Here is a 17607-nt window from a genome sequence, read left to right as displayed (position 1 = left end):
GACATTGACTTGTGAGCAGTATCACATCGAACGATAATGGCGGTCATGCAGGCGCATGTAGGTGATCACATCCTCGTCCACAGCAATGCTGTGGGAATGCCCGAACGCACCGGCGAAATCATCGAGGCGCGCGGCACCGACGGCACCCCGCCGTACGTCGTCCGGTTCGAGGACGGGCACGAAAGTCTGGTCTTTCCCGGGCCGGACTGGGAGGTCCTTCACCACCGGTAGCTGTGCGGACGAGGATCGTCAAGCCCCCTTTCCCACCCGGGGGCAGCCCCTTTTCGGGCAAGTGACCATCCGCCCGGCAATCGTCCGGCCATCCGCGACACACACCGACGTCGAGCGCGCTGCCGACGCGCCCCGGCAGCGCGACCGCAAACCCGGCACGCCCGACCGAACCGAATCAGACTGGTCGGTCTCTGTAACTCCGGGAACAGACCACACGGTTGACGACCGCGTGTGACGGCGGAGACAATCGGCCGAAGCAGTGGAGGGCAAGACATGCGCACGAAGACCGATCACCGATTCATCATCGATGTCGAACCCGATCAGGTTCAGGAAGCATTGCTGGCCGTCGAGCGGATCCCCGAATGGTCGCCCGCGCACCGTGACGTGCGCGTCGCGACCCGCGACGAGTTCGACCGTCCCCGCCGCGTCTACGCCACGGTGACGACCCTCAACAACTCCGACCGTCAGGTCCTCGAATACGCCTGCACCCCGGAACGCATCTCCTGGGAAGTGGTGGAGAGCGCCGCCGGTGGCGGTGGCAAGGGCTGGTTCGACATCGAGGAGACCGACGAGGGCACCGAGGTCTGGTACCACTCCGAGATCCATCTGCCCATCCCCGTCCCCGGTCTGCTACTCAAGCGCACGCTGTCGCGGGCCAACGACGAGGCCGTGCACAACCTCATCGAGTACATCGAGAAATTTCCCTTCGGCGAGAACTACGAGGTCGGCTGACCGAGAGGTTCGCCGTCGCGGGCGCTGACGTCGGCTTCCTGCCACGATGTGCGAATGACCGGTGTCAGACGCACACGCATTCAAGCGGTCACCGAGGACGCCTCGGTAACCCAGCTGGAACTCTTCTTCGACCTCGTCCTGGTCTTCGCCTTCACCCAGGTGACCGATCTGGCCGCGCACGACGTCACCGCCCTCAACATGCTGCGGGCCGTGCTGGTGCTGGCGGTGATGTGGTGGGTGTGGATCGCCTACGCCTGGCTGGGCAATGTGGTGAAGGCCGACGAAGGGGTGGCCCGGGTGGCGATGTTCGCGGCCATGGGCGCGGGACTCATCGTGGCCGAGGTGATTCCCGAGGCGTTCCACGACATGCCGGGCGGCTGGTACGGACCGCTCGTGTTCGCCATCGGTTACCTCGTGATCCGGCTGGTCCATCTGGCGATGTTCTGGCTGGCCAGTACCGAGGACCGGCAGTTGCGCGGGCAGGTGGGCCGCTGGGCCGGCGGCTCGATCACCATCGGCACCGCGTTGCTGATCGTGGCGGCCGTCGAACACGGCACCGTGCAGATCGTGCTGTGGATCGCGGCCATCGCCGGCGATATGGTCTGGACCTTCTTCGCCGGCAACGACTGGCGCGTGAATTCGGCCTCGCATTTCGCCGAGCGACACGGCCTGATCGTGATCGTCGCGCTGGGCGAATCGATCGTCTCCATCGGCGTCGGCGTGGCCGGACTGCCGATCTCGTGGCCGATCACCGTGGGATCGCTGCTGGCACTGGCTGTTTCGGGCCTGCTGTGGTGGGCCTACTTCGACGTCGCGGCGACCGTCGTAGAACGCGCGATGACCGAGGCCTCGGGCCCGCGCCGGATCCAGATCGCGCGCAATTGCTACACCTTCTGGCATTTCCCGATGGTGGCCGGCATCGTCGCCATGTCGCTCGGATTGAAGAAGACGCTCAACTATCTCGGTGGGGCGGCCGGGCATACGCTGCACGATCGACTGCAGGGCATTCCACTGTTCGCGCTCTACGGCGGCGTCGTGCTGTACCTGCTGGCGCTGGTGGGTTTCCGGCACTACGCGACTCGGGTGGTGCTGTGGCCGCGCCTGGTCACCGCGGCCGTGCTGGTCGCCCTGGTGCCGTTGGCCGGACAGCTGCCGGCGATGGCCGCACTCGGACTGCTGTGCGCGGTGCTGACGGTGCTGATCGTCTGGGAGACAGTGCGTTACGCGCAACCGCGCGATGCGGTCCGGCACGCCCACTGAACCGGGTGCCGACTACCGCGATCCGATATCCGGCGAAACACGCTGCTGCAGTTTGTGATCCACCGTTTCCGGCACGTACCCGCCGTCGCGCACCGCGTCCCGCATCTGATTGATGTTCTCGCGCAGCACATCTCCGACCAGTTCGTCGGTGCGCGGGTCGGCCAGCACCTGGAAGACAATCCGGAAGCTGGCGTCGGCGATGCCGCGGATGATCTCCTCGTGGAAGGGCAGGTAGCGCACCCGCCCGACCGCCGGATCGTTCTTGATCAGTTCCAAGATCATGGCGTCGAGTTCGTCGCGGTTCTCCTCCAGCGCCGCGGCGATATTGCGGGTGTACCGGCCGCGGCGCAGCACATCGGCCACCTCCTCCAGCACGGCCATGGTGACCGGGCGCCGGACCGCGTCGACGATCACGGCGATCGAGCGGTTCACGACCGCGGCGGTGACCCGGTCACCGAAGGCCCGGTCGGCGACGCGCGCCAGCCGGACCAGGATCACGACGATGCGCAGCAATCGGAATCCCCGGAAGAACGGGCTGGTCACCGGGATCATGCCCAGGACCTCGTACCAGTAGACGAACGGGTAGGTCCACGACCAGTCCGCCCGCCGCCAGCGCCACAGGAATTCGAGGGCGAACACCGCGCAGATCGACGAGTCGACCACCACGATCACGTGATACGTGTGCTGCGGCACGGTGAAGAAGGTGATCCAGGTGACCAGAACCACCGAGACCACGGCGAGAGCCAGCATCAGCAGATCGGTCCACAGCGCCGGCGGCTTGCGCGGATACTGCTCGGGCAACGGTCCAGCCGGGTACTGCGCCACAACGGTCCCTTCCACATCGAACGGGTACCCGCCGAGAGTAGCGGCCCCGACGGCGCCGGGAAGCCGCCACGAGTGCCCGTGCGGCGCGAATCAGTGCCCGGCGCGGATGATCGCCTCGACGTTGCGTTCGGCCAGTGCGGTGATGGTCAGCGACGGATTGGCCGCGCCGGTGCTGCCCGGAATCGCCGCACCGTCGACCACGTACAGGCCCGGGTAGCCGTTCACCCGGCCGTAGTTGTCGGTGGCCCGGCCCAGCACCGCACCGCCGAGGGGATGTGCGGTGAACGGGGCGTTGGCGTCGTAGCCGAGCGCCTGGTAGTCGAACAGAGCCCCCGACCGTTCGGCGATGCGCTGGTCGACCGCGCGGCAGGCGGCCACGATCCGATCCTGGGCCGCACGCGGCCAGCTCAGCGCGGCGGCGTTGCGCGCGGCGTCGTAGGTGATGCGAGCCCGGGTCGGATCGATCACCAGACCGAGCGAGGCCAATGCGCCGGTCTCCACCGGAATTCCGGGGATGTACCAGTTCTCCAGTGTCAGCGGCATACCGGATTCGTCGAAGATCCGGCTGGCGCTCGGCACGCCCTGGCCCAGGCCCGAGAGCCGGCTCTCACCGCGGGCCAGCGCGACGTCGCCGTTGGTGCCCCAGCCGTCGCCGACATGCTCGTCGAGGTTGGGCAGTGTGCCGGTGGCGCGGGCGCGGACCAGCAGCTCGGTGGTGCCGATGGACCCGGCGCCGAGGAACAGCTTGTCGCAGGTGAGAGTCCGGGTGCCCAGCACCGTGCCGGTCGGGTCGAGCTTGGTGACCTGCAGGACGTAGCGGTCACCGTCGCGGCCGATGCTGTCCACCCGATGCCCCGCGAACACCGAGGAGCGGCCGGTGGCATGCGCGTACTTCAGGTAGTTCTGGTTGAGGTCGAATTTCGCGCCGTTCGAATTACCGAGGTTGCTGCGGGCCGCGGTGGCCGACGCGCGCGTGGCACCGGCCAGTTCGGCACGCACCGTATCCCATTTGAAGATGGACTCGTTGGGCTGCGGCTCGTATCCGGCCGCGCGCACCTGCTCGTCCCACATCCGGGAATGGGTGAACGGAGAAGAATTGTAGATGTCGGCGGGCATCACCGACAGGTTGAGCATCTGCCGCACACGCGGATAGTAGGTGCGCTCCAACTCGGTGTAATCGACTGTGCCACCGAAGATCTCGTCGAAATGTCGGCGCTGCGGGGCGATCATGCACCCGGAGAAGACCACCGACCCGCCGCCCACGGCCGCCGCGCGCCACACATCGATGCCGTCGAATTCGGTGATATCCAGGACGCCGCCGAAATCGGCGAAATGCATGGCGACCTTGGTGACGCCGGTGAAGCTGGTGCGATGCCAGAAGCCGCGGCCGTCGGGCAGATCGTCACCGGTGAAGATCTCCCGCCACGGATCGTTCGGCCAGCGCGACCCGCGCTCCAGCACGGTGTTGGCGATACCCGCCTCGGCCAGCCGCAACGCCGCGACCGCGGCGCCGAATCCGGATCCGATCACGATGGCTTCGGTATGCGCCGGAGGATCCGGCTGCGGGACGAAGATCTCGGAAACCCAGTTGCGGAACATCCCGTTCCACGCCGGATCGGCGGTGGCTGTTCCGGTCTCGCGCAACGCGCCCGTGGCACCCAGCAAAACCGCAGCACCGGCCGCCTGTAAAAAGGCACGTCTCCGCACCGGCCACCTCCCTCATCACGCATGGCCGCGCGCGAGATTACCGCCGAACTTCCTATCTCTCAACAGGATCGGCGCCGACGACCGCGCTGTTACATGCGCGATCGCTATATCACGTAGTAGGGGGCCTCAGGCGCGCAGACGTTCGCGCCGCAGCCGATCGACCTCGGGAAGGTCGAGCGGTTCCAGTTCGCGCCCGCCGAGGGCCCGCGTGAGCAGGTGGTCGGCCAGTTCGGGGTTGCGGGCCAATGCCGGGCCGTGCATGTAGGTGCCGATCACCGAGCCCTGCACCACTCCCTCGAGGCCGTCGCCCACACCGTTGCCGACGCCCTTGGTGACCCGGCCCAGTCCGGTCGCGTCCGCGCCGAGAGACGTTCCGCCCCGGTGGTTTTCGAATCCGGTGAGCGGCTGGGTCAGGCCGGCGAGCAACGGTGTGGTGGCGACCTCGCCGATGGACCGGACCCGCTGCGGAGCGGTGGTCACGTCGAACAGGCCGACACCGTCCACGCGCTCGCCCGCGGAGGTTTCGTACCAGTTGCCCAGCACCTGGATCGCGGCGCAGATGGCAAGTACCGGAACACCTTTCGCGGCCGCGCGCTGCAGGCCGGGATAGCGCTGCAGATGCCGGGTCGCCAACCGCTGCGCGGAGTCCTCCGCGCCGCCGAGGGTGTAGATGTCCAGCGTCTCCGGCACCGGGTCGTTCAGCGTGATCTCCACGATCTCCGCGCCGATGCCCCGCATGCGCAGCCGCTGCCGCAACACCAGCGCGTTGCCGCCGTCACCGTAGGTCCCCATCACATCGGGCAGCACCAGCCCGATCCGTACCGTCGATTCAGCCATCAGTGCTGTCTCCTCTCGGGCATTCGCGGCTCCCTCCGTGGTTACGCAGGCTGCCGCCTCCGCTCGCGTCGCTCATGCCCGGGTGTCCAGATCGCGATTCAAATCCCGGAAGGCGGTGTAGTTGGCGAGCACCTCGACCCGTCCGGGCGGACAGGATGCGATGGCACGCAACGGATTCGGCACGGTGGTGTGCTCGACGCCGGCGTAGGTCAGCCGCACGCCCAGGTCGGTGGCGCGCTCGCCCGCCGCGACCACCTGGGTGCCCTCGAAGTGCTCGAAGCGCACATCCCACAGCCAGGACAGATCCTCGCCGTCGGGCACCTGGCCGTTGACCGCGATCACCAGACCCGTCGCCTCGGGGTCGATCATGGACAGCGCCTCCTGCCAGCCGGCCGGATTCTTGGCCAGCAGCAGGCGGGCGGAGTGCTCGCCGACCTGCACGGTGCGGTAGCGGCCGGCGATCTCGCGAACGGTTCCGGCGGCCTGCGCCGCGGTGTCGGCATGTCCGCCCAGCGCGACCGCCGCGGCCACCGCCTGCGCGGCGTTGCCGCGATTGGCGCGGCCCGGAAGGGCAAGGTGCAAAGGCAATTTCAGTCCGTCGGGCCCGCACAGATACTCCGCGTCGACCCACCACTGCGGTTCCGGCCGCCGGAAGTCGGCACCGGTGCTGCGCCAATCGGTGCCCTCCCAGACGATCGGCTCGCCGCTGCGCGGACAGCTGGTGGCGTCGACCGCCCAGCCACTGCCCGCCGACACCCAGACCACATTGGGGTGGTCGTAGGCGATCGAGGTGATCAGCACGTCGTCACAGTTGGCGATCAGCACGGTATCGGGATGGCGGGCCATGCCCTCGCGCAGTTTGCGCTCGATCATGTTGATCTCACCGACCCGGTCGAGCTGATCGCGGCTCAGATTCAGCAGCACCACCGCGGCCGGGTTCAGCGCATCGGCCACGTGCGGCAGATGCAGTTCGTCGACCTCGATGGCGGCCAGCGGCGCGGTGCGGTCGACGCTGAGCGCGGCGACGATTCCGGCATCCATATTGGCCCCGTCGGCCTGGGTGACGACGCGGCCCAGTTCGGCCAGCGCGGCCGCGGTCATCCGGGTCGTCGTCGACTTGCCGTTGGTGCCGGTGACCAGCACCGTCCGCCGGTTGCGGCCCAGCTGGGTCATGATGTCGGGGGCGATCTGCAGGGCGATCAGCCCGCCGATCATCGACCCCTTACCGCGTCCGGCCTTCTGCGAGGCCCACGACGCCGCTGCCGCCGCCCGCAGCGCCAGCCGTCCGCGCACCGAGATGTCTGCCACCACGCGAGTGTATTGGTGGCGAGACACCCGCGCGCGAGCGGCCGATGTGATCTGCGACCGACAGGCAGGAGCCGGTCAGTAGAGCATGCGCCGGTAATTCTCCGGCGAGTAGTAGTCCCGCAGTTCCGCCAGCGATTCGGTGGTGTTGCGCTGGACTTCCTTCACCAGCACCGCATGGCTGGGCAGCGGGTCCTCCGGCCAGCGTTCGGGCCGCCACAGCTCGCTGCGCAGCAGCGCCTTGGCGCAGTGGTAGAAGATCTGCTCGATCGCCACCTCGACGGCGAGGATCGGCCGGTGGCCCTTGACCACCATCTCGTCGAAGTAGGGCGCGTCGCGCAGCAGCCGTGCCCGGCCGTTGACCCGCAGCGTCTCGTTGCGTCCGGGAATCAGGAAGAGCACGCCGACGTGCGGGTTGGACAGGATGTTGAAGTATCCGTCGCCCCGGCGATTGCCCGGCCGCTCGGGAATGGCCAGGGTGCGGTCGTCGATCACGTGCACGAATCCGGCCGGATCGCCCTTGGGCGACGCATCGCAACAACCCTCGGCGTCGCTGCTGGCGAGGACGGCGAACGGCGCGGTCGCGATCCACTCCCGATCACGCGGATGCAGGCGCGTCCGTTCCTTCGTCGCGGCGCGCGGCGCCGGCTCACCGAGCAGTTCCCGAAGTTCGGCGGCGCTGGTGATCTCGCTCATCACCCCATTGAACGCGCGAGATCCGCCGCCCGCCACCTACATCGGGACGTCGAACATGTTCGGCTGGCCCGCGGCGTAGCGCGCGCGGTCGGCCTGGCGCAGCGGCTCCAGCTGCGGCGCCCGATACAGCTCGAACAGGCGGCAGCGGGCGGCATTCGAACCGGCGACGTCCAGCAGCGCGTTCACCGCGGTACGCGCCGCCTCGCAGGCGCCTTCCATCGTCGCGAGGTCGATGTTCGTGCGGACGTAATCGCCTGCGAGGAAAAGGTTTTCCAGGGCTCCGTGCGCATTCGGGCGCGCCGCCCACGAACCGGCGGTGTTGATCAGCAGCGGGTCGGCGTTGGCATTGCGGTTCTGCGCGGCATCCCAGCTCACGCCGGTATCCAGGAACCACGACACCAGGTCCGAATCCTGCAGTGCGGCGGGGCCTTCCAGATGCTTCTGCAACTGCGCCCAGACCTCGCGGGCGATTTCGTCGTGAGTGCATTCGATCGCCGGCTTGCCGTACAGGATGCCGGGTGTATTCCAGTCCGAGATATCGACCGACAGGCAGTCCCGAGCCGAACCGTCACCCGATTCGGAAAGCTTTGTGCGCGACCAGAACTGGCTCTGCGCGATGGAGGTGAGCGACCACGGCGAGTCGACGTAGGCGGTATGGCCACGGGCGATCTGGGTGGGGCGGCGCAGATAGAACTGCATTCCGCTCATCCAGTTCACGACCAGGCCGTCCATGGCCGCCAATTCCGGCTGCACGGCCAGAATGTCCGGCGTCCACAGTCCACGGGCGACCTCGACCGGTACCGCGAGCACGAAGTAGTCCGCGTCGACCGCCCGATCACCGCCGCTGCCGCCGACCACCCGGGCGCCCGAGATGCGCCGATCGCGCACGTCGAGCCCGCGCAGTTCGGCGGTTTCGAACCGCACCCCCAGGGCGCGCAGATGGGCCACCCACGGGTCGATCCAGGCCTCGTTGGTCGGCCCGTTCAGCAGCCGGTCCAGCGGTCCGTCGTTACCGGTCTCCAGCGGATTACCGAGGAACTGCTCCCCCATGGAACCGATGGTCCGGGTACTGGCGTGATCATCTTTCGCCGCGACCAGCAGTGTGGTGAGGGTGCGCGACATCAGCATGCGGAATTCCTGCGAGCGGCCGCGAGCGCCCACGAAATCGCGCCAGGCGAGTTTCTCCCACTCGCCGAAACGGCGATCGTCGCAACTGGTGTTGAAAACCAGCAACCGATTGGCGAAATACGCCGCATCGGTCATCGGCATCCTCATCGAGGTGGAGATCACCGAGGCGACGGTCTGGCGGAAATCGTCCGGAGTGGCCCACGGCTTTCCGGCGCGGCCCATCGGCAGGATCGTGTCGTCGGCGCCGGCGCGGGAGAAACGAGCCTCGGCGGCCGGGACCAGATTGTCCCAGACACCGTTGGCATTGCCCGCGAACGGAATTCGCCGCATGGTGTCGGGAATGTGGTGATAGAAACCGGGGAAGAATCGGAAACCGTGTTCGCCCGGCAGATCGGGCCGGCCGTCGCGGCCACTGCCCGCCACCGGAATGCTGCGCGCCTTACCGCCCAGCGCCCGGCGTTCGTACACCGTGACGTCGAATCCGCGTTCGGCCAGTTCGTGCGCCGCGGTCAGTCCGGCGACGCCACCGCCGAAAATCGCGACCCGCCGACCGGGATCGGCATTCGCACGAATCGGGCGCACCATGGCGCCCGCGGTTATCACACCCGCGCCGGCCACCCCGCGAAGTACCGTCCTTCGCGAGACGGCCCCGTATTTTTCTGCCATCTATCGGGACCTCCACACCGCGGGTAACTGTATGCGGTACGGGCGGGCCCCGTATCGATTGGGGTAACAATTCGCGCCGGGCACCAATTCGGTGGGAAGAATCCCCGGAATCGGTACCCGGTGCGAATCAGTAGCCGTGCGGACCCGGATAGTGGCCCTGCGGACCCGGGTACTGAGTCTGCGGCCCCGGGAAGGGCGGCTGCGGGACGTGATATCCGAAATCGTCGGCGACCATGGCCGCCAATTCCAGCAGCGCCCGCCGGGTGGGCTTGCTGACCAGTTCCAGATCGATCTCCGCGCCCTCGGCGAGATGATCGTCGAACGGCACCACCTGCACCGCGCGGGTGCGGTCGAGGAACAGTTTGCGCAGCTGATCCAGGTCCACGGTCGAGGCGCCGCGGCGGGAGGCATTGACCACCACCACGGTCCGCTCCACCAGCTTGCTGTAACCGTGGTGCTCGAGCCAGTCCAGCGTCGCCGAGGCACTGCGCGCGCCGTCGATGGCCGGGGAGGTGACCAGGATCAGCGAGCTCGCCATATCCAGTACGCCGGCCATCGCCGAATGCATCAGGCCGGTACCGCAGTCGGTGAGAATGATGTTGTAGAACTGCTGCAGAATGCCGATCGCGCGCCGGTAGTCGGCCTCGCTGAAGGCCTCCGAGACGGCCGGATCCTGTTCGCTGGCAAGCACTTCCAGTCGGCTCGGCGCCTGGGAAGTATGCGCCCGCACATCGGAGTAGCGGCTGATGTGCTGGTCCTCGAGCAGGTTGCGGACCGTCGAGCGGGTCTGGCGCGGCACCCGGTGGGCCAGGGTCCCGAGGTCGGGATTGGCGTCGATGGCGATCACCCGGTCACCGCGCAGCGAGGCGAAGGTCGAACCCAAACCGACTGTGGTCGTGGTCTTTCCGACGCCGCCCTTGAGCGACAGGATCGCGATCCGGTAGTCGCCGCGCACCGGCTGATTCACCCGATCCACCAGTTCGCGGTAGATCAGATCGGCCGACGATTCGCCCGGATTGATGGCGCCACCGGTCACCTTGTGCACGGCGCGGCGCCAGCCGCTGCGCGGTGACCGCCGCGCCCGCTTGAGCAGGTTCAGGTCATTGACCGAATTTCCCGGCTGCACGGGCTGGGTCATGTGCTGCGGCTGGAACGTCGATTGCGGCTGCTGCTGATATCCCTGCGGCGGTTGCTGTTGCGGTCCGGGACCGCCCTGCCAGCCGCCCTGCTGCTGCGGCGGTTGCTGCTGCGGCGGCATGTGCTGCGGCGGTGGAGCCGAGGGCAGCGGCGGTGGCGCCCAGCTGAAGATCTGGCCGCCGGCATCGGCGTCCGCGCCCTGCTGCTCGGGAACGGGCGGCGGTCCCTGCCGATCGTCGAAGACCCGGCGGACCATGCCGTCGGCGCCGATCTCCTGGCGGATCTCGCCGTACGGCGTTTCCTGCCGGACCTCGCCGTACCCGGCTCCCGGCTCACCGGCGCCGGGCCGGAAGCCGCCCTGCTCACCGGGATTGCCCTGCGCGGCGAAACCGCCCGGGTCGCCCGGATTGCCGTGCGGCGCGAATCCGCCTGGCTCACCGGGGTTTCCGGACGGCGGGAAACCACCCTGCTCGCCCGGAAATCCGCCCGGGGCGAAGCCGCCCGGTTCGCCGGGGTGACCCGGAGGCGCGAAACCACCCTGCTCACCGGGGAACGCGGCCGGTGCGAAGCCCGGTTCGCCGGGGTGACCCGGAGGCGCGAAACCGCCCTGTTCTCCGGGGAATCCGTTGGGCGCGAAACCCTCCGGGCCGGGCCCGCCCGCCCACGGCGGCGGGAATCCGTCCGGATCTCCCGGCGGGGCGAACGGACCGGAATGGTCGTTCATCGGGAAGCCCGGCGGGGCGAAACCCTGATTCGGCGGATACGGATTCGCTCCCGGCGGTGCGAACGGCCCCGGTGCGAATCCCCCCTGCTCGGGCGGAGCGAAGCCGTCGGGCCCGAACTGCGGGCCGGGCGCAAACGTGGTCTGTTCGATACCGTCGGGCATCGGCGGAATGATCCCGGAGGCCGCGTGTTCGAATTCCGCGGATTCCTCGGCGGGTGCGCCGGTCGGTTCGGATTCGGACGTCACGCTCGCCGTCCCGTCGGATGCCGTTGTGTCCGCGTCGGATTCGTCCTGCGACGGCAGCGAGGTCGGATTGTCCTGTTCGGCAGCTGAATCGCCCATCCCCTGCCCCTGCAACCAAGGCGGTGAAGTGGAGTTGTCGTTAGTCGTCACGTTTCCCCCATCTGCTCGACAGAGTTCGAGCAGAGAGCTCGCGGCCAATGCGCCACAACGCTAGCACGCTGGCCGAATACGAGTCCCCCGGCGAACAGGGGCCGCACCCCGTACCGGACGGGTTGCCCCAGAACACCGCCCACCGCCTTCCCGGCGGTGGGCGGTCCCGGCTGTCGAGCAGGGTGTACGGATCAGCGCGCGCGCAGTGCGCGGTTCACCGCGGAGACGACCGCGCGCAGCGAGGCGGTGGTGATGGAGGTCGCGATGCCCACACCCCAGGTCACCTTGTCCCCGATCGCGCATTCGACATAGGCGGCGGCCTGCGCGTCGTCACCGGAGGACATCGCGTGCTCGGAGTAGTCGAGCACCCGCACGTCGTAGCCGATGGTCCCCAGCGCGTCGACGAACGAGGCCAGCGGGCCGTTGCCGGAACCGACGATCTCCTGTTCGGCCCCGTCCACCTTCACCACCGCGGTAATGGTGTCGGTGCCGGAATCGGTTTCGGCGGCGGTCATCTTCTGCCGGATGCGCTCCAGCGGCAGCACCGGGTTCAGGTACTCCTCGGCGAAGACGTCCCACATCTCCTTCGGCGTGACCTCGCCGCCCTCGCCGTCGGTGATCTTCTGAATCGCCTGCGAGAACTCGATCTGCAGCCGCCGCGGCAACACCAGTCCGTGGTCGGTCTTCATGATGTAGGCGACGCCACCCTTGCCGGACTGCGAGTTCACCCGGATCACGGCCTCGTAGGTGCGGCCCACATCCTTGGGGTCGATCGGCAGGTACGGAACCTCCCAGACGATGTCGTCGACATCGGAATCGGAGGCGTCTGCCGTGTCCTTCATGGCGTCCAGGCCCTTGTTGATGGCGTCCTGGTGGCTGCCGGAGAAGGCGGTGTAGACCAGATCGCCGCCGTAGGGGTGGCGCTCGTGCACGGGCAACTGGTTGCAGTATTCGACCGTGCGGCGGATCTCGTCGATATCGGAGAAGTCGATCTGCGGATCCACACCGCGGGAGAACAGGTTCATCCCCAGGGTGACCAAGCAGACGTTCCCGGTCCGCTCACCGTTGCCGAACAGGCAGCCCTCGATGCGGTCGGCGCCGGCCTGATAGCCCAGTTCGGCGGCCGCGACCGCGGTGCCGCGGTCGTTGTGCGGGTGCAGCGACAGCACGATCGAATCGCGGCGGGCCAGGTTGCGGCTCATCCACTCGATGGAATCGGCGTACACGTTCGGCGTCGCCATCTCGACCGTCGCCGGCAGGTTGATGATCAGCGGCTTCTCCGGAGTCGGCGCGATGATCTCGGACACCGCGTCACACACCTCGCGGGCGTAATCCAGTTCGGTGCCGGTGTAGGACTCCGGGCTGTACTCGTAGCGCCAGTTGGTGTCCGGGTAGCGCTGCTCGATCTCCAGGCACAGCTTCGCGGCGTCGGTCGCGATCTTCTTCACCGCGTCGCGGTCGGCGCGGAACACCACGCGACGCTGCAGGATCGAGGTGGAGTTGTAGAAATGGACGATCACATTGGCGGCGCCCTGGCAGGCCTCGAAGGTGCGTTCGATCAGCTCGGGACGACACTGGGTCAGCACCTGGATGCTGACGTCGTCCGGGATCGCGCCGTCCTCGATGATCTCGCGGACGAAATCGAAGTCGGTCTGGCTGGCCGACGGGAAGCCGACCTCGATCTCCTTGTAGCCCATCCGCACCAGCAGGTCGAACATGCGGCGCTTGCGGGCGGGGCTCATCGGATCGATCAGGGCCTGATTGCCGTCGCGCAGGTCGACCGCGCACCAGCCGGGCGCCCGGTCGACGACCCGGTTCGGCCAGGTGCGGTCGAAAGGAATCGGCGCAGCGTCGAATGCCGGGCTGCCGCCCGGGACCTCCTCGGCGAAGGGCCGGTACCGGAAGGTCGGCATCGAGGAGTTCTTCTGCTTGTTCCACGCGGGCTGATCGGCGGGCGCGGGTTTGGACGGCGCGGTGATGGTGCGCGTGCCGGATACGAAGGCGTCAGCGGGTGACATGGCGTTTCTCCGAGGTGTGGGTGGGTGTCCCAAGTATTGGGGTCGACCGGCACAGCTGAAACCCCGCGACGGGAGCCGGTCCGATTCAGACCCCGTCGCGGCGGCCGAGGAGGAGTGCCCGCTGCATGATGTCGGCCAGTTTACAGGTCGGGCCGCGGCGTGGAAAAGGAGCCTCGCCACACCGCCACGTAGCCTGGCCGGATGAGTTACGACCACGTGCTGCTCCCCGCGGGCATCGCCACCTCGCCCGATGCGGTGGAGACCTACCTGGCCGCGCAGCAGGGACGGCCGCAGACCGAGACCGTGGCGGCGATCGCGGCCGAGGTGAACCGGCGCAACGACGCCCTGCCGGAGGAAGAGGCGTTCCTCAGTGTCGCCACCGGCGGCGAGGGCACCGGCGGCGCGCTGTACGTCGCCGCCCGCTACGACGCCATCGGCCACGTGCGTAACCTCCTGTTCGAGCTCGCGACCCCGTGTGACTACGCGCTCTACGATCCGCAACTGAACTGGCTGATCGATCCGACCGATCGCATCGACGTCACCGTCACCCACGGCGGTGCGGGTGAGTTCCCCTATCTGACCGAGCGCCTCGCGCATCAGTGGATCACCGAGCTCGGGGAACCGAATCCGTATCTGATCGTCGAGCGCGCCGACCACGTCTACATCCAGACCTATCGCGACGAGCCCGGCCTGTACACGCTGGAATACCGTGACGGCGGCCCCGATCGGCATTTCGCGGTCCGGTTGGAGGACGGCGACCAGGTGGCCGCACTCGTCTGGGACTGGACGACCGGAGACCGGAGCCGTCTCGATGCGATCGGCTGGGAGGCGGTGACGTTCTGATCGGCGACGTTCCGATCGGAGCTCGCCCCGAGCTCAGAGCGTTCGCCGTCCCGACAGCGCGCGGCCCAGGGTCAGTTCGTCGGCGAATTCCAGGTCGCCCCCCATCGGCAGGCCGGAGGCGAGCCGGGTGACCGACAGGCCCGGGAAATCCCGCAGCATGCGCACCAGATAGGTGGCCGTCGCCTCGCCCTCGGTATTGGGATCGGTGGCGATGATCACCTCGGTGACATCGACACCGTCCTCCTGATTTCCGATGCGCGCCAACAGTTCTCGAATGCGCAGCTGGTCCGGTCCGACCCCCGAGAGCGGGTCGAGCGCACCGCCGAGCACGTGGTAGCGGCCGCGGAATTCGCGGGTGCGCTCGATCGCCTGGACGTCCTTGGGTTCCTCGACGACGCAGATCATGGTCCGGTCCCGGCGCGGGTCGGCGCAGATGCGGCACAGTTCGCCGTCGGAGACGGTGCCGCAGACCGCGCAGAACCGCACACCGTCGCGCACCTTCTGCAGTGCCGACTGCAGCCGGTCGATCTCCGGCGGCTCGACCGACAGCAGATGGAAGGCGATGCGCTGCGCGCTCTTGGGACCGACTCCGGGCAGTTTGCCCAGCTCGTCGATCAGATCCTGGACCGGACCCTCATACACGGATATGTCCTATCGGGCCGCTCAGAACGGCAGGCCGGGCATGGAACCGCCGCCCATGCCACCGGCGAGCGGGCCCAATTTCTCGGCGGCCAGCTGCTGCGCGTTGGCCATCGCGTTGTTGACCGCGCCGACGATCAGATCCTGTAGCGTCTCCACGTCCTCGGGGTCGACCACCTTCGGATCGATCTGCAGCGACTGCACCTCGCCGCTGGCCTTGATCGTCACCTTCACCAGACCGCCGCCGGCCTCACCCGCCACATCGGTCGCGGCGATTTCGGCCTGCGCGGCCATCACCGCCTGCTGCATCTGCTGCGCCTGTGCGAGCAGTGCCTGCATATCGAGCTGTCCACCAGGCTCCACGGTGATGTCCTCTCTGCGGGATGCGGATGTGCACCAGCGTAGTCACGTTCGGATCCAGCCCGGTACCGGCCCGGCCGGGCACCTTTACCATCGGAACCGGGCCGGGAGTCGGCACACGGGTCGGGCCAATCCGGTGGAGGCCGGTCATGTATCGGGACCAAGATCAACATATGTATTCCGCACTCGCGCACACCACATCCGCACATCCGCCGCGCCGCGCCCGGCGGAGTTCGGCACTGACGATCGTCGTCGCGCTCGCCGTGCTGGGCGTCGGCTCCGCCGTCCTGGCGCCGGCCGCCTCGGCGGATACCGATTACGGCGGTGGCTGCGTTCTCTACACCGACAATCCGGCGGCGACGGTCGACGCGCTGCACAACCACTGTTCGGCCGAACAGCAGGATCAGATCTTCCGGGACGCGCCCCGCGGCGATGTGCCGACCGGGGTGACCAACGGCTGGGTGACCCGCCCGCCGGTGATGGAGGCGGTGGCGCCGCCGTTCTGGATCGGCAAGAACTTCTACACCGGACCCGACGGCGGGACCCTGACCAACCGGATCACCGCGGCCGGGGTCGAAGGTTTCCCCGCCGACGTCTATTCCGGGCCCGCGCGGTTGGACGGCCAACCGGCCTGGCTTCTGGACTACACACCCTCGATCACGCCCCAGATCCTCGACGAGATTCGCCAGGTGACCCCCGGCGTCTGGTTCGGTTACTCCTGGTGGCGAGGGTTTTTCCAGACCACGCTGCTGCTGACCTTCGCCCTCACCGAGCAGTAGGGCTTGACTCTCCCATTGCTGGAGGGTGTTCGCTTGTCCGCATGGCCGCGACAGTCTCCATAGGCGAGTTCTCCCGCCTCACCTATCTCAGCGTGAAAACGCTGCGGTACTACCACGAGATCGAGTTGCTCGAGCCGGTATCGGTCGATCCCGGCTCGGGGTATCGGCGGTATTCGACCGCGCAGGTGGAACAGGCACATCTGATTCGGCGCCTGCGCGACCTGGATATGCCCATGCCGCAGATCCGCGCGGTCCTCGCGGCCCCGGATCGAGCCACCCGCGATGCCGCGCTGGCCACGCATCTGGAGCGGATGGAGGCGGAGTTGCTGCGCACTCGTGATGTGGTGGCGTCGCTGCGGGCGCTGCTGTCCCCCGGTGCGCCGATCGACGTGCAGTACCGCCTGGTTCCGGAGTTCGCCGCGGTGACGATTCGCGCACTGGTGGCGCGGGAGGAGATCGGCGAATGGTGCGGGACGGTCTTCCCCCGGTTGTACGAACTGCTCGCCGTGGCCGGTATAGCCCCGGCCGGCCCGAGCGGGGCGACGTACTCGGCGGACTTCTTCGAGAACGAGATCGGCGAGGTGGTGGCGTTCGCGCCGCTGGCAGCGGATCCGGGCGCCGCCTTCGAGCAGCGCCGCGAGGTCGCGGTGCGGCGATTTCCGCAGCGCCGCTTCGCGATTGCGGTGCACGCCGGACCGTTCACCGACTTCGACCGCACCTACGGCGCGCTGGGTTCGCATGTGGCCGAACACGATACCGCGCTGGCGGAGCCGATCCGCGAAATCTACGTGGTCGGCCCGCAGGACTGCGCGGACCCGGCCGCGCAGCGTACCGAGGTCTGCTGGCCGATCACACCGGCGTGATCGGGCCGACGCAGCGCGTTCCCCCGCATATTCACGAATTACCCACGAAGAGAGGATATTTCATGTCGATCAGTCTGGCCGCCGTCACATTCGACTGCCGTGACGCCGCCGCCTTGGCGAACTTCTACGCACAGTTGCTGGAGCGTCCGGTGGACGCGGACGCCAACGAGTATTTCGCCTCGATCGGCCGCGGTGACGACCGCGGCCCGGGGCTGATGTTCATCCAGGTCCCCGACAAGACCCCGGGGAAGAACGTGGTCCACCTGGATCTGAGCGCACCGGACTGGCGCGCTCAGATCGAGCGGGCGGTCTCGCTGGGCGCGAAACACATCGGCGACTTCGACGAATACGGCGTGCAGTGGGTCACCCTCGCCGACCCCGAGGGCAACCTGTTCGATATCGCCCACCAGCACTGACCCGGGCGACCGAACAAAGCGGTCACCCGGGTCGGTGCACACCCGCCG

General features: G+C 68.0%; 17 protein-coding genes. 7 read left to right on the top strand and 10 right to left on the bottom strand.

The features are described 5' to 3' along the window. Positions 1-45 precede the first annotated feature (45 nt). From NE2_RS04535 to NE2_RS04525, 3 genes are all read left to right on the top strand, one after another. On the top strand, positions 46-231 hold the full coding sequence (locus NE2_RS04535) for a DUF1918 domain-containing protein (RefSeq protein ID WP_063024235.1): 186 nt from the start codon (positions 46-48) through the stop codon (positions 229-231). A gap of 273 nt (positions 232-504) precedes the next feature. Further along, entirely contained in the window at positions 505-963 is a 459-nt protein-coding gene (locus tag NE2_RS04530; protein WP_063024125.1) for an SRPBCC family protein, read from the top strand. Positions 964-1017: 54 nt separating this feature from the next. Next, a complete protein-coding gene (locus NE2_RS04525) occupies positions 1018-2223 on the top strand; it encodes a low temperature requirement protein A (RefSeq protein WP_063024123.1) in 1206 nt (401 codons plus the stop codon). A gap of 12 nt (positions 2224-2235) precedes the next feature. Here the strand turns inward: NE2_RS04525 and NE2_RS04520 are convergent, their stop codons facing one another. The 8 genes from NE2_RS04520 to leuA form a co-directional block, all read right to left on the bottom strand. Further along, the gene (locus NE2_RS04520; protein WP_063024121.1) at positions 2236-3063 is read right to left on the bottom strand and encodes a hypothetical protein; all 828 of its coding nucleotides are present in this window, start codon (positions 3061-3063) and stop codon (positions 2236-2238) included. Positions 3064-3138: 75 nt separating this feature from the next. Beyond that, the gene (locus NE2_RS04515) at positions 3139-4713 is read right to left on the bottom strand and encodes a GMC oxidoreductase (protein WP_233429668.1); all 1575 of its coding nucleotides are present in this window, start codon (positions 4711-4713) and stop codon (positions 3139-3141) included. Positions 4714-4881: 168 nt separating this feature from the next. Continuing rightward, entirely contained in the window at positions 4882-5592 is a 711-nt protein-coding gene (locus NE2_RS04510) for a type 1 glutamine amidotransferase (protein ID WP_063024117.1), read from the bottom strand. 72 nt (positions 5593-5664) lie between these two features. Beyond that, complete coding sequence (locus NE2_RS04505) at positions 5665-6900, bottom strand: MurT ligase domain-containing protein (protein ID WP_030516490.1); 1236 nt, start codon at positions 6898-6900, stop codon at positions 5665-5667. Positions 6901-6975: 75 nt separating this feature from the next. Further along, a complete protein-coding gene (locus NE2_RS04500; RefSeq protein ID WP_063024233.1) occupies positions 6976-7593 on the bottom strand; it encodes a pyridoxamine 5'-phosphate oxidase family protein in 618 nt (205 codons plus the stop codon). 36 nt (positions 7594-7629) lie between these two features. Beyond that, entirely contained in the window at positions 7630-9387 is a 1758-nt protein-coding gene (locus NE2_RS04495) for an FAD-dependent oxidoreductase (RefSeq protein ID WP_084493796.1), read from the bottom strand. 127 nt (positions 9388-9514) lie between these two features. Beyond that, positions 9515-11590 (bottom strand): MinD/ParA family ATP-binding protein, encoded by a 2076-nt coding sequence (locus NE2_RS04490; RefSeq protein WP_233429667.1) that lies wholly within the window; start codon positions 11588-11590, stop codon positions 9515-9517. Positions 11591-11832: 242 nt separating this feature from the next. Beyond that, positions 11833-13659, bottom strand: a complete 1827-nt coding sequence (gene leuA / locus NE2_RS04485; RefSeq protein WP_063024115.1) for a 2-isopropylmalate synthase — start codon at positions 13657-13659, stop codon at positions 11833-11835. 201 nt (positions 13660-13860) lie between these two features. Here leuA and NE2_RS04480 point away from each other — a divergent pair, with 201 nt between their 5' ends. Then, a complete protein-coding gene (locus NE2_RS04480) occupies positions 13861-14502 on the top strand; it encodes a hypothetical protein (protein ID WP_063024113.1) in 642 nt (213 codons plus the stop codon). A 33-nt stretch (positions 14503-14535) separates the two neighbouring features. On the opposite strand, the gene recR is transcribed toward NE2_RS04480, so the two are convergent. Together recR and NE2_RS04470 are read right to left on the bottom strand one after the other, a co-directional pair. Next, complete coding sequence (gene recR / locus NE2_RS04475; protein ID WP_030516496.1) at positions 14536-15144, bottom strand: recombination mediator RecR; 609 nt, start codon at positions 15142-15144, stop codon at positions 14536-14538. A gap of 21 nt (positions 15145-15165) precedes the next feature. Further along, complete coding sequence (locus tag NE2_RS04470) at positions 15166-15504, bottom strand: YbaB/EbfC family nucleoid-associated protein (protein ID WP_081879613.1); 339 nt, start codon at positions 15502-15504, stop codon at positions 15166-15168. 170 nt (positions 15505-15674) lie between these two features. Here NE2_RS04470 and NE2_RS04465 point away from each other — a divergent pair, with 170 nt between their 5' ends. From NE2_RS04465 to NE2_RS04455, 3 genes are all read left to right on the top strand, one after another. After that, positions 15675-16280 (top strand): hypothetical protein, encoded by a 606-nt coding sequence (locus tag NE2_RS04465; RefSeq protein ID WP_063024111.1) that lies wholly within the window; start codon positions 15675-15677, stop codon positions 16278-16280. A gap of 41 nt (positions 16281-16321) precedes the next feature. Further along, entirely contained in the window at positions 16322-17143 is an 822-nt protein-coding gene (locus NE2_RS04460; protein ID WP_063024110.1) for a MerR family transcriptional regulator, read from the top strand. A gap of 62 nt (positions 17144-17205) precedes the next feature. Next, positions 17206-17559 (top strand): VOC family protein, encoded by a 354-nt coding sequence (locus NE2_RS04455; protein WP_030516500.1) that lies wholly within the window; start codon positions 17206-17208, stop codon positions 17557-17559. Positions 17560-17607: the final 48 nt, after the last annotated feature.

Origin of the sequence: Nocardia elegans NBRC 108235 (genome assembly GCF_001612845.1) — a bacterium.
GTDB lineage: Bacteria > Actinomycetota > Actinomycetes > Mycobacteriales > Mycobacteriaceae > Nocardia > Nocardia nova.
The sequence above is the reverse complement of the archived record's forward strand: the minus strand, read 5'-3'. Positions and strand labels throughout refer to the sequence as shown.

Coding starts and splice junctions, on each gene's coding strand:
- NE2_RS04535 (WP_063024235.1), top strand. CDS start 46: ATGCAGGCGCATGTAGGTGATCACATCCTCGTCCACAGCAATGCTGTG.
- NE2_RS04530 (WP_063024125.1), top strand. CDS start 505: ATGCGCACGAAGACCGATCACCGATTCATCATCGATGTCGAACCCGAT.
- NE2_RS04525 (WP_063024123.1), top strand. CDS start 1,018: ATGACCGGTGTCAGACGCACACGCATTCAAGCGGTCACCGAGGACGCC.
- NE2_RS04510 (WP_063024117.1), bottom strand. CDS start 5,592: ATGGCTGAATCGACGGTACGGATCGGGCTGGTGCTGCCCGATGTGATG.
- NE2_RS04500 (WP_063024233.1), bottom strand. CDS start 7,593: ATGAGCGAGATCACCAGCGCCGCCGAACTTCGGGAACTGCTCGGTGAG.
- NE2_RS04495 (WP_084493796.1), bottom strand. CDS start 9,387: ATGGCAGAAAAATACGGGGCCGTCTCGCGAAGGACGGTACTTCGCGGG.
- NE2_RS04490 (WP_233429667.1), bottom strand. CDS start 11,590: ATGGGCGATTCAGCTGCCGAACAGGACAATCCGACCTCGCTGCCGTCG.
- leuA (WP_063024115.1), bottom strand. CDS start 13,659: ATGTCACCCGCTGACGCCTTCGTATCCGGCACGCGCACCATCACCGCG.
- NE2_RS04480 (WP_063024113.1), top strand. CDS start 13,861: ATGAGTTACGACCACGTGCTGCTCCCCGCGGGCATCGCCACCTCGCCC.
- NE2_RS04465 (WP_063024111.1), top strand. CDS start 15,675: ATGTATTCCGCACTCGCGCACACCACATCCGCACATCCGCCGCGCCGC.
- NE2_RS04460 (WP_063024110.1), top strand. CDS start 16,322: ATGGCCGCGACAGTCTCCATAGGCGAGTTCTCCCGCCTCACCTATCTC.
- NE2_RS04455 (WP_030516500.1), top strand. CDS start 17,206: ATGTCGATCAGTCTGGCCGCCGTCACATTCGACTGCCGTGACGCCGCC.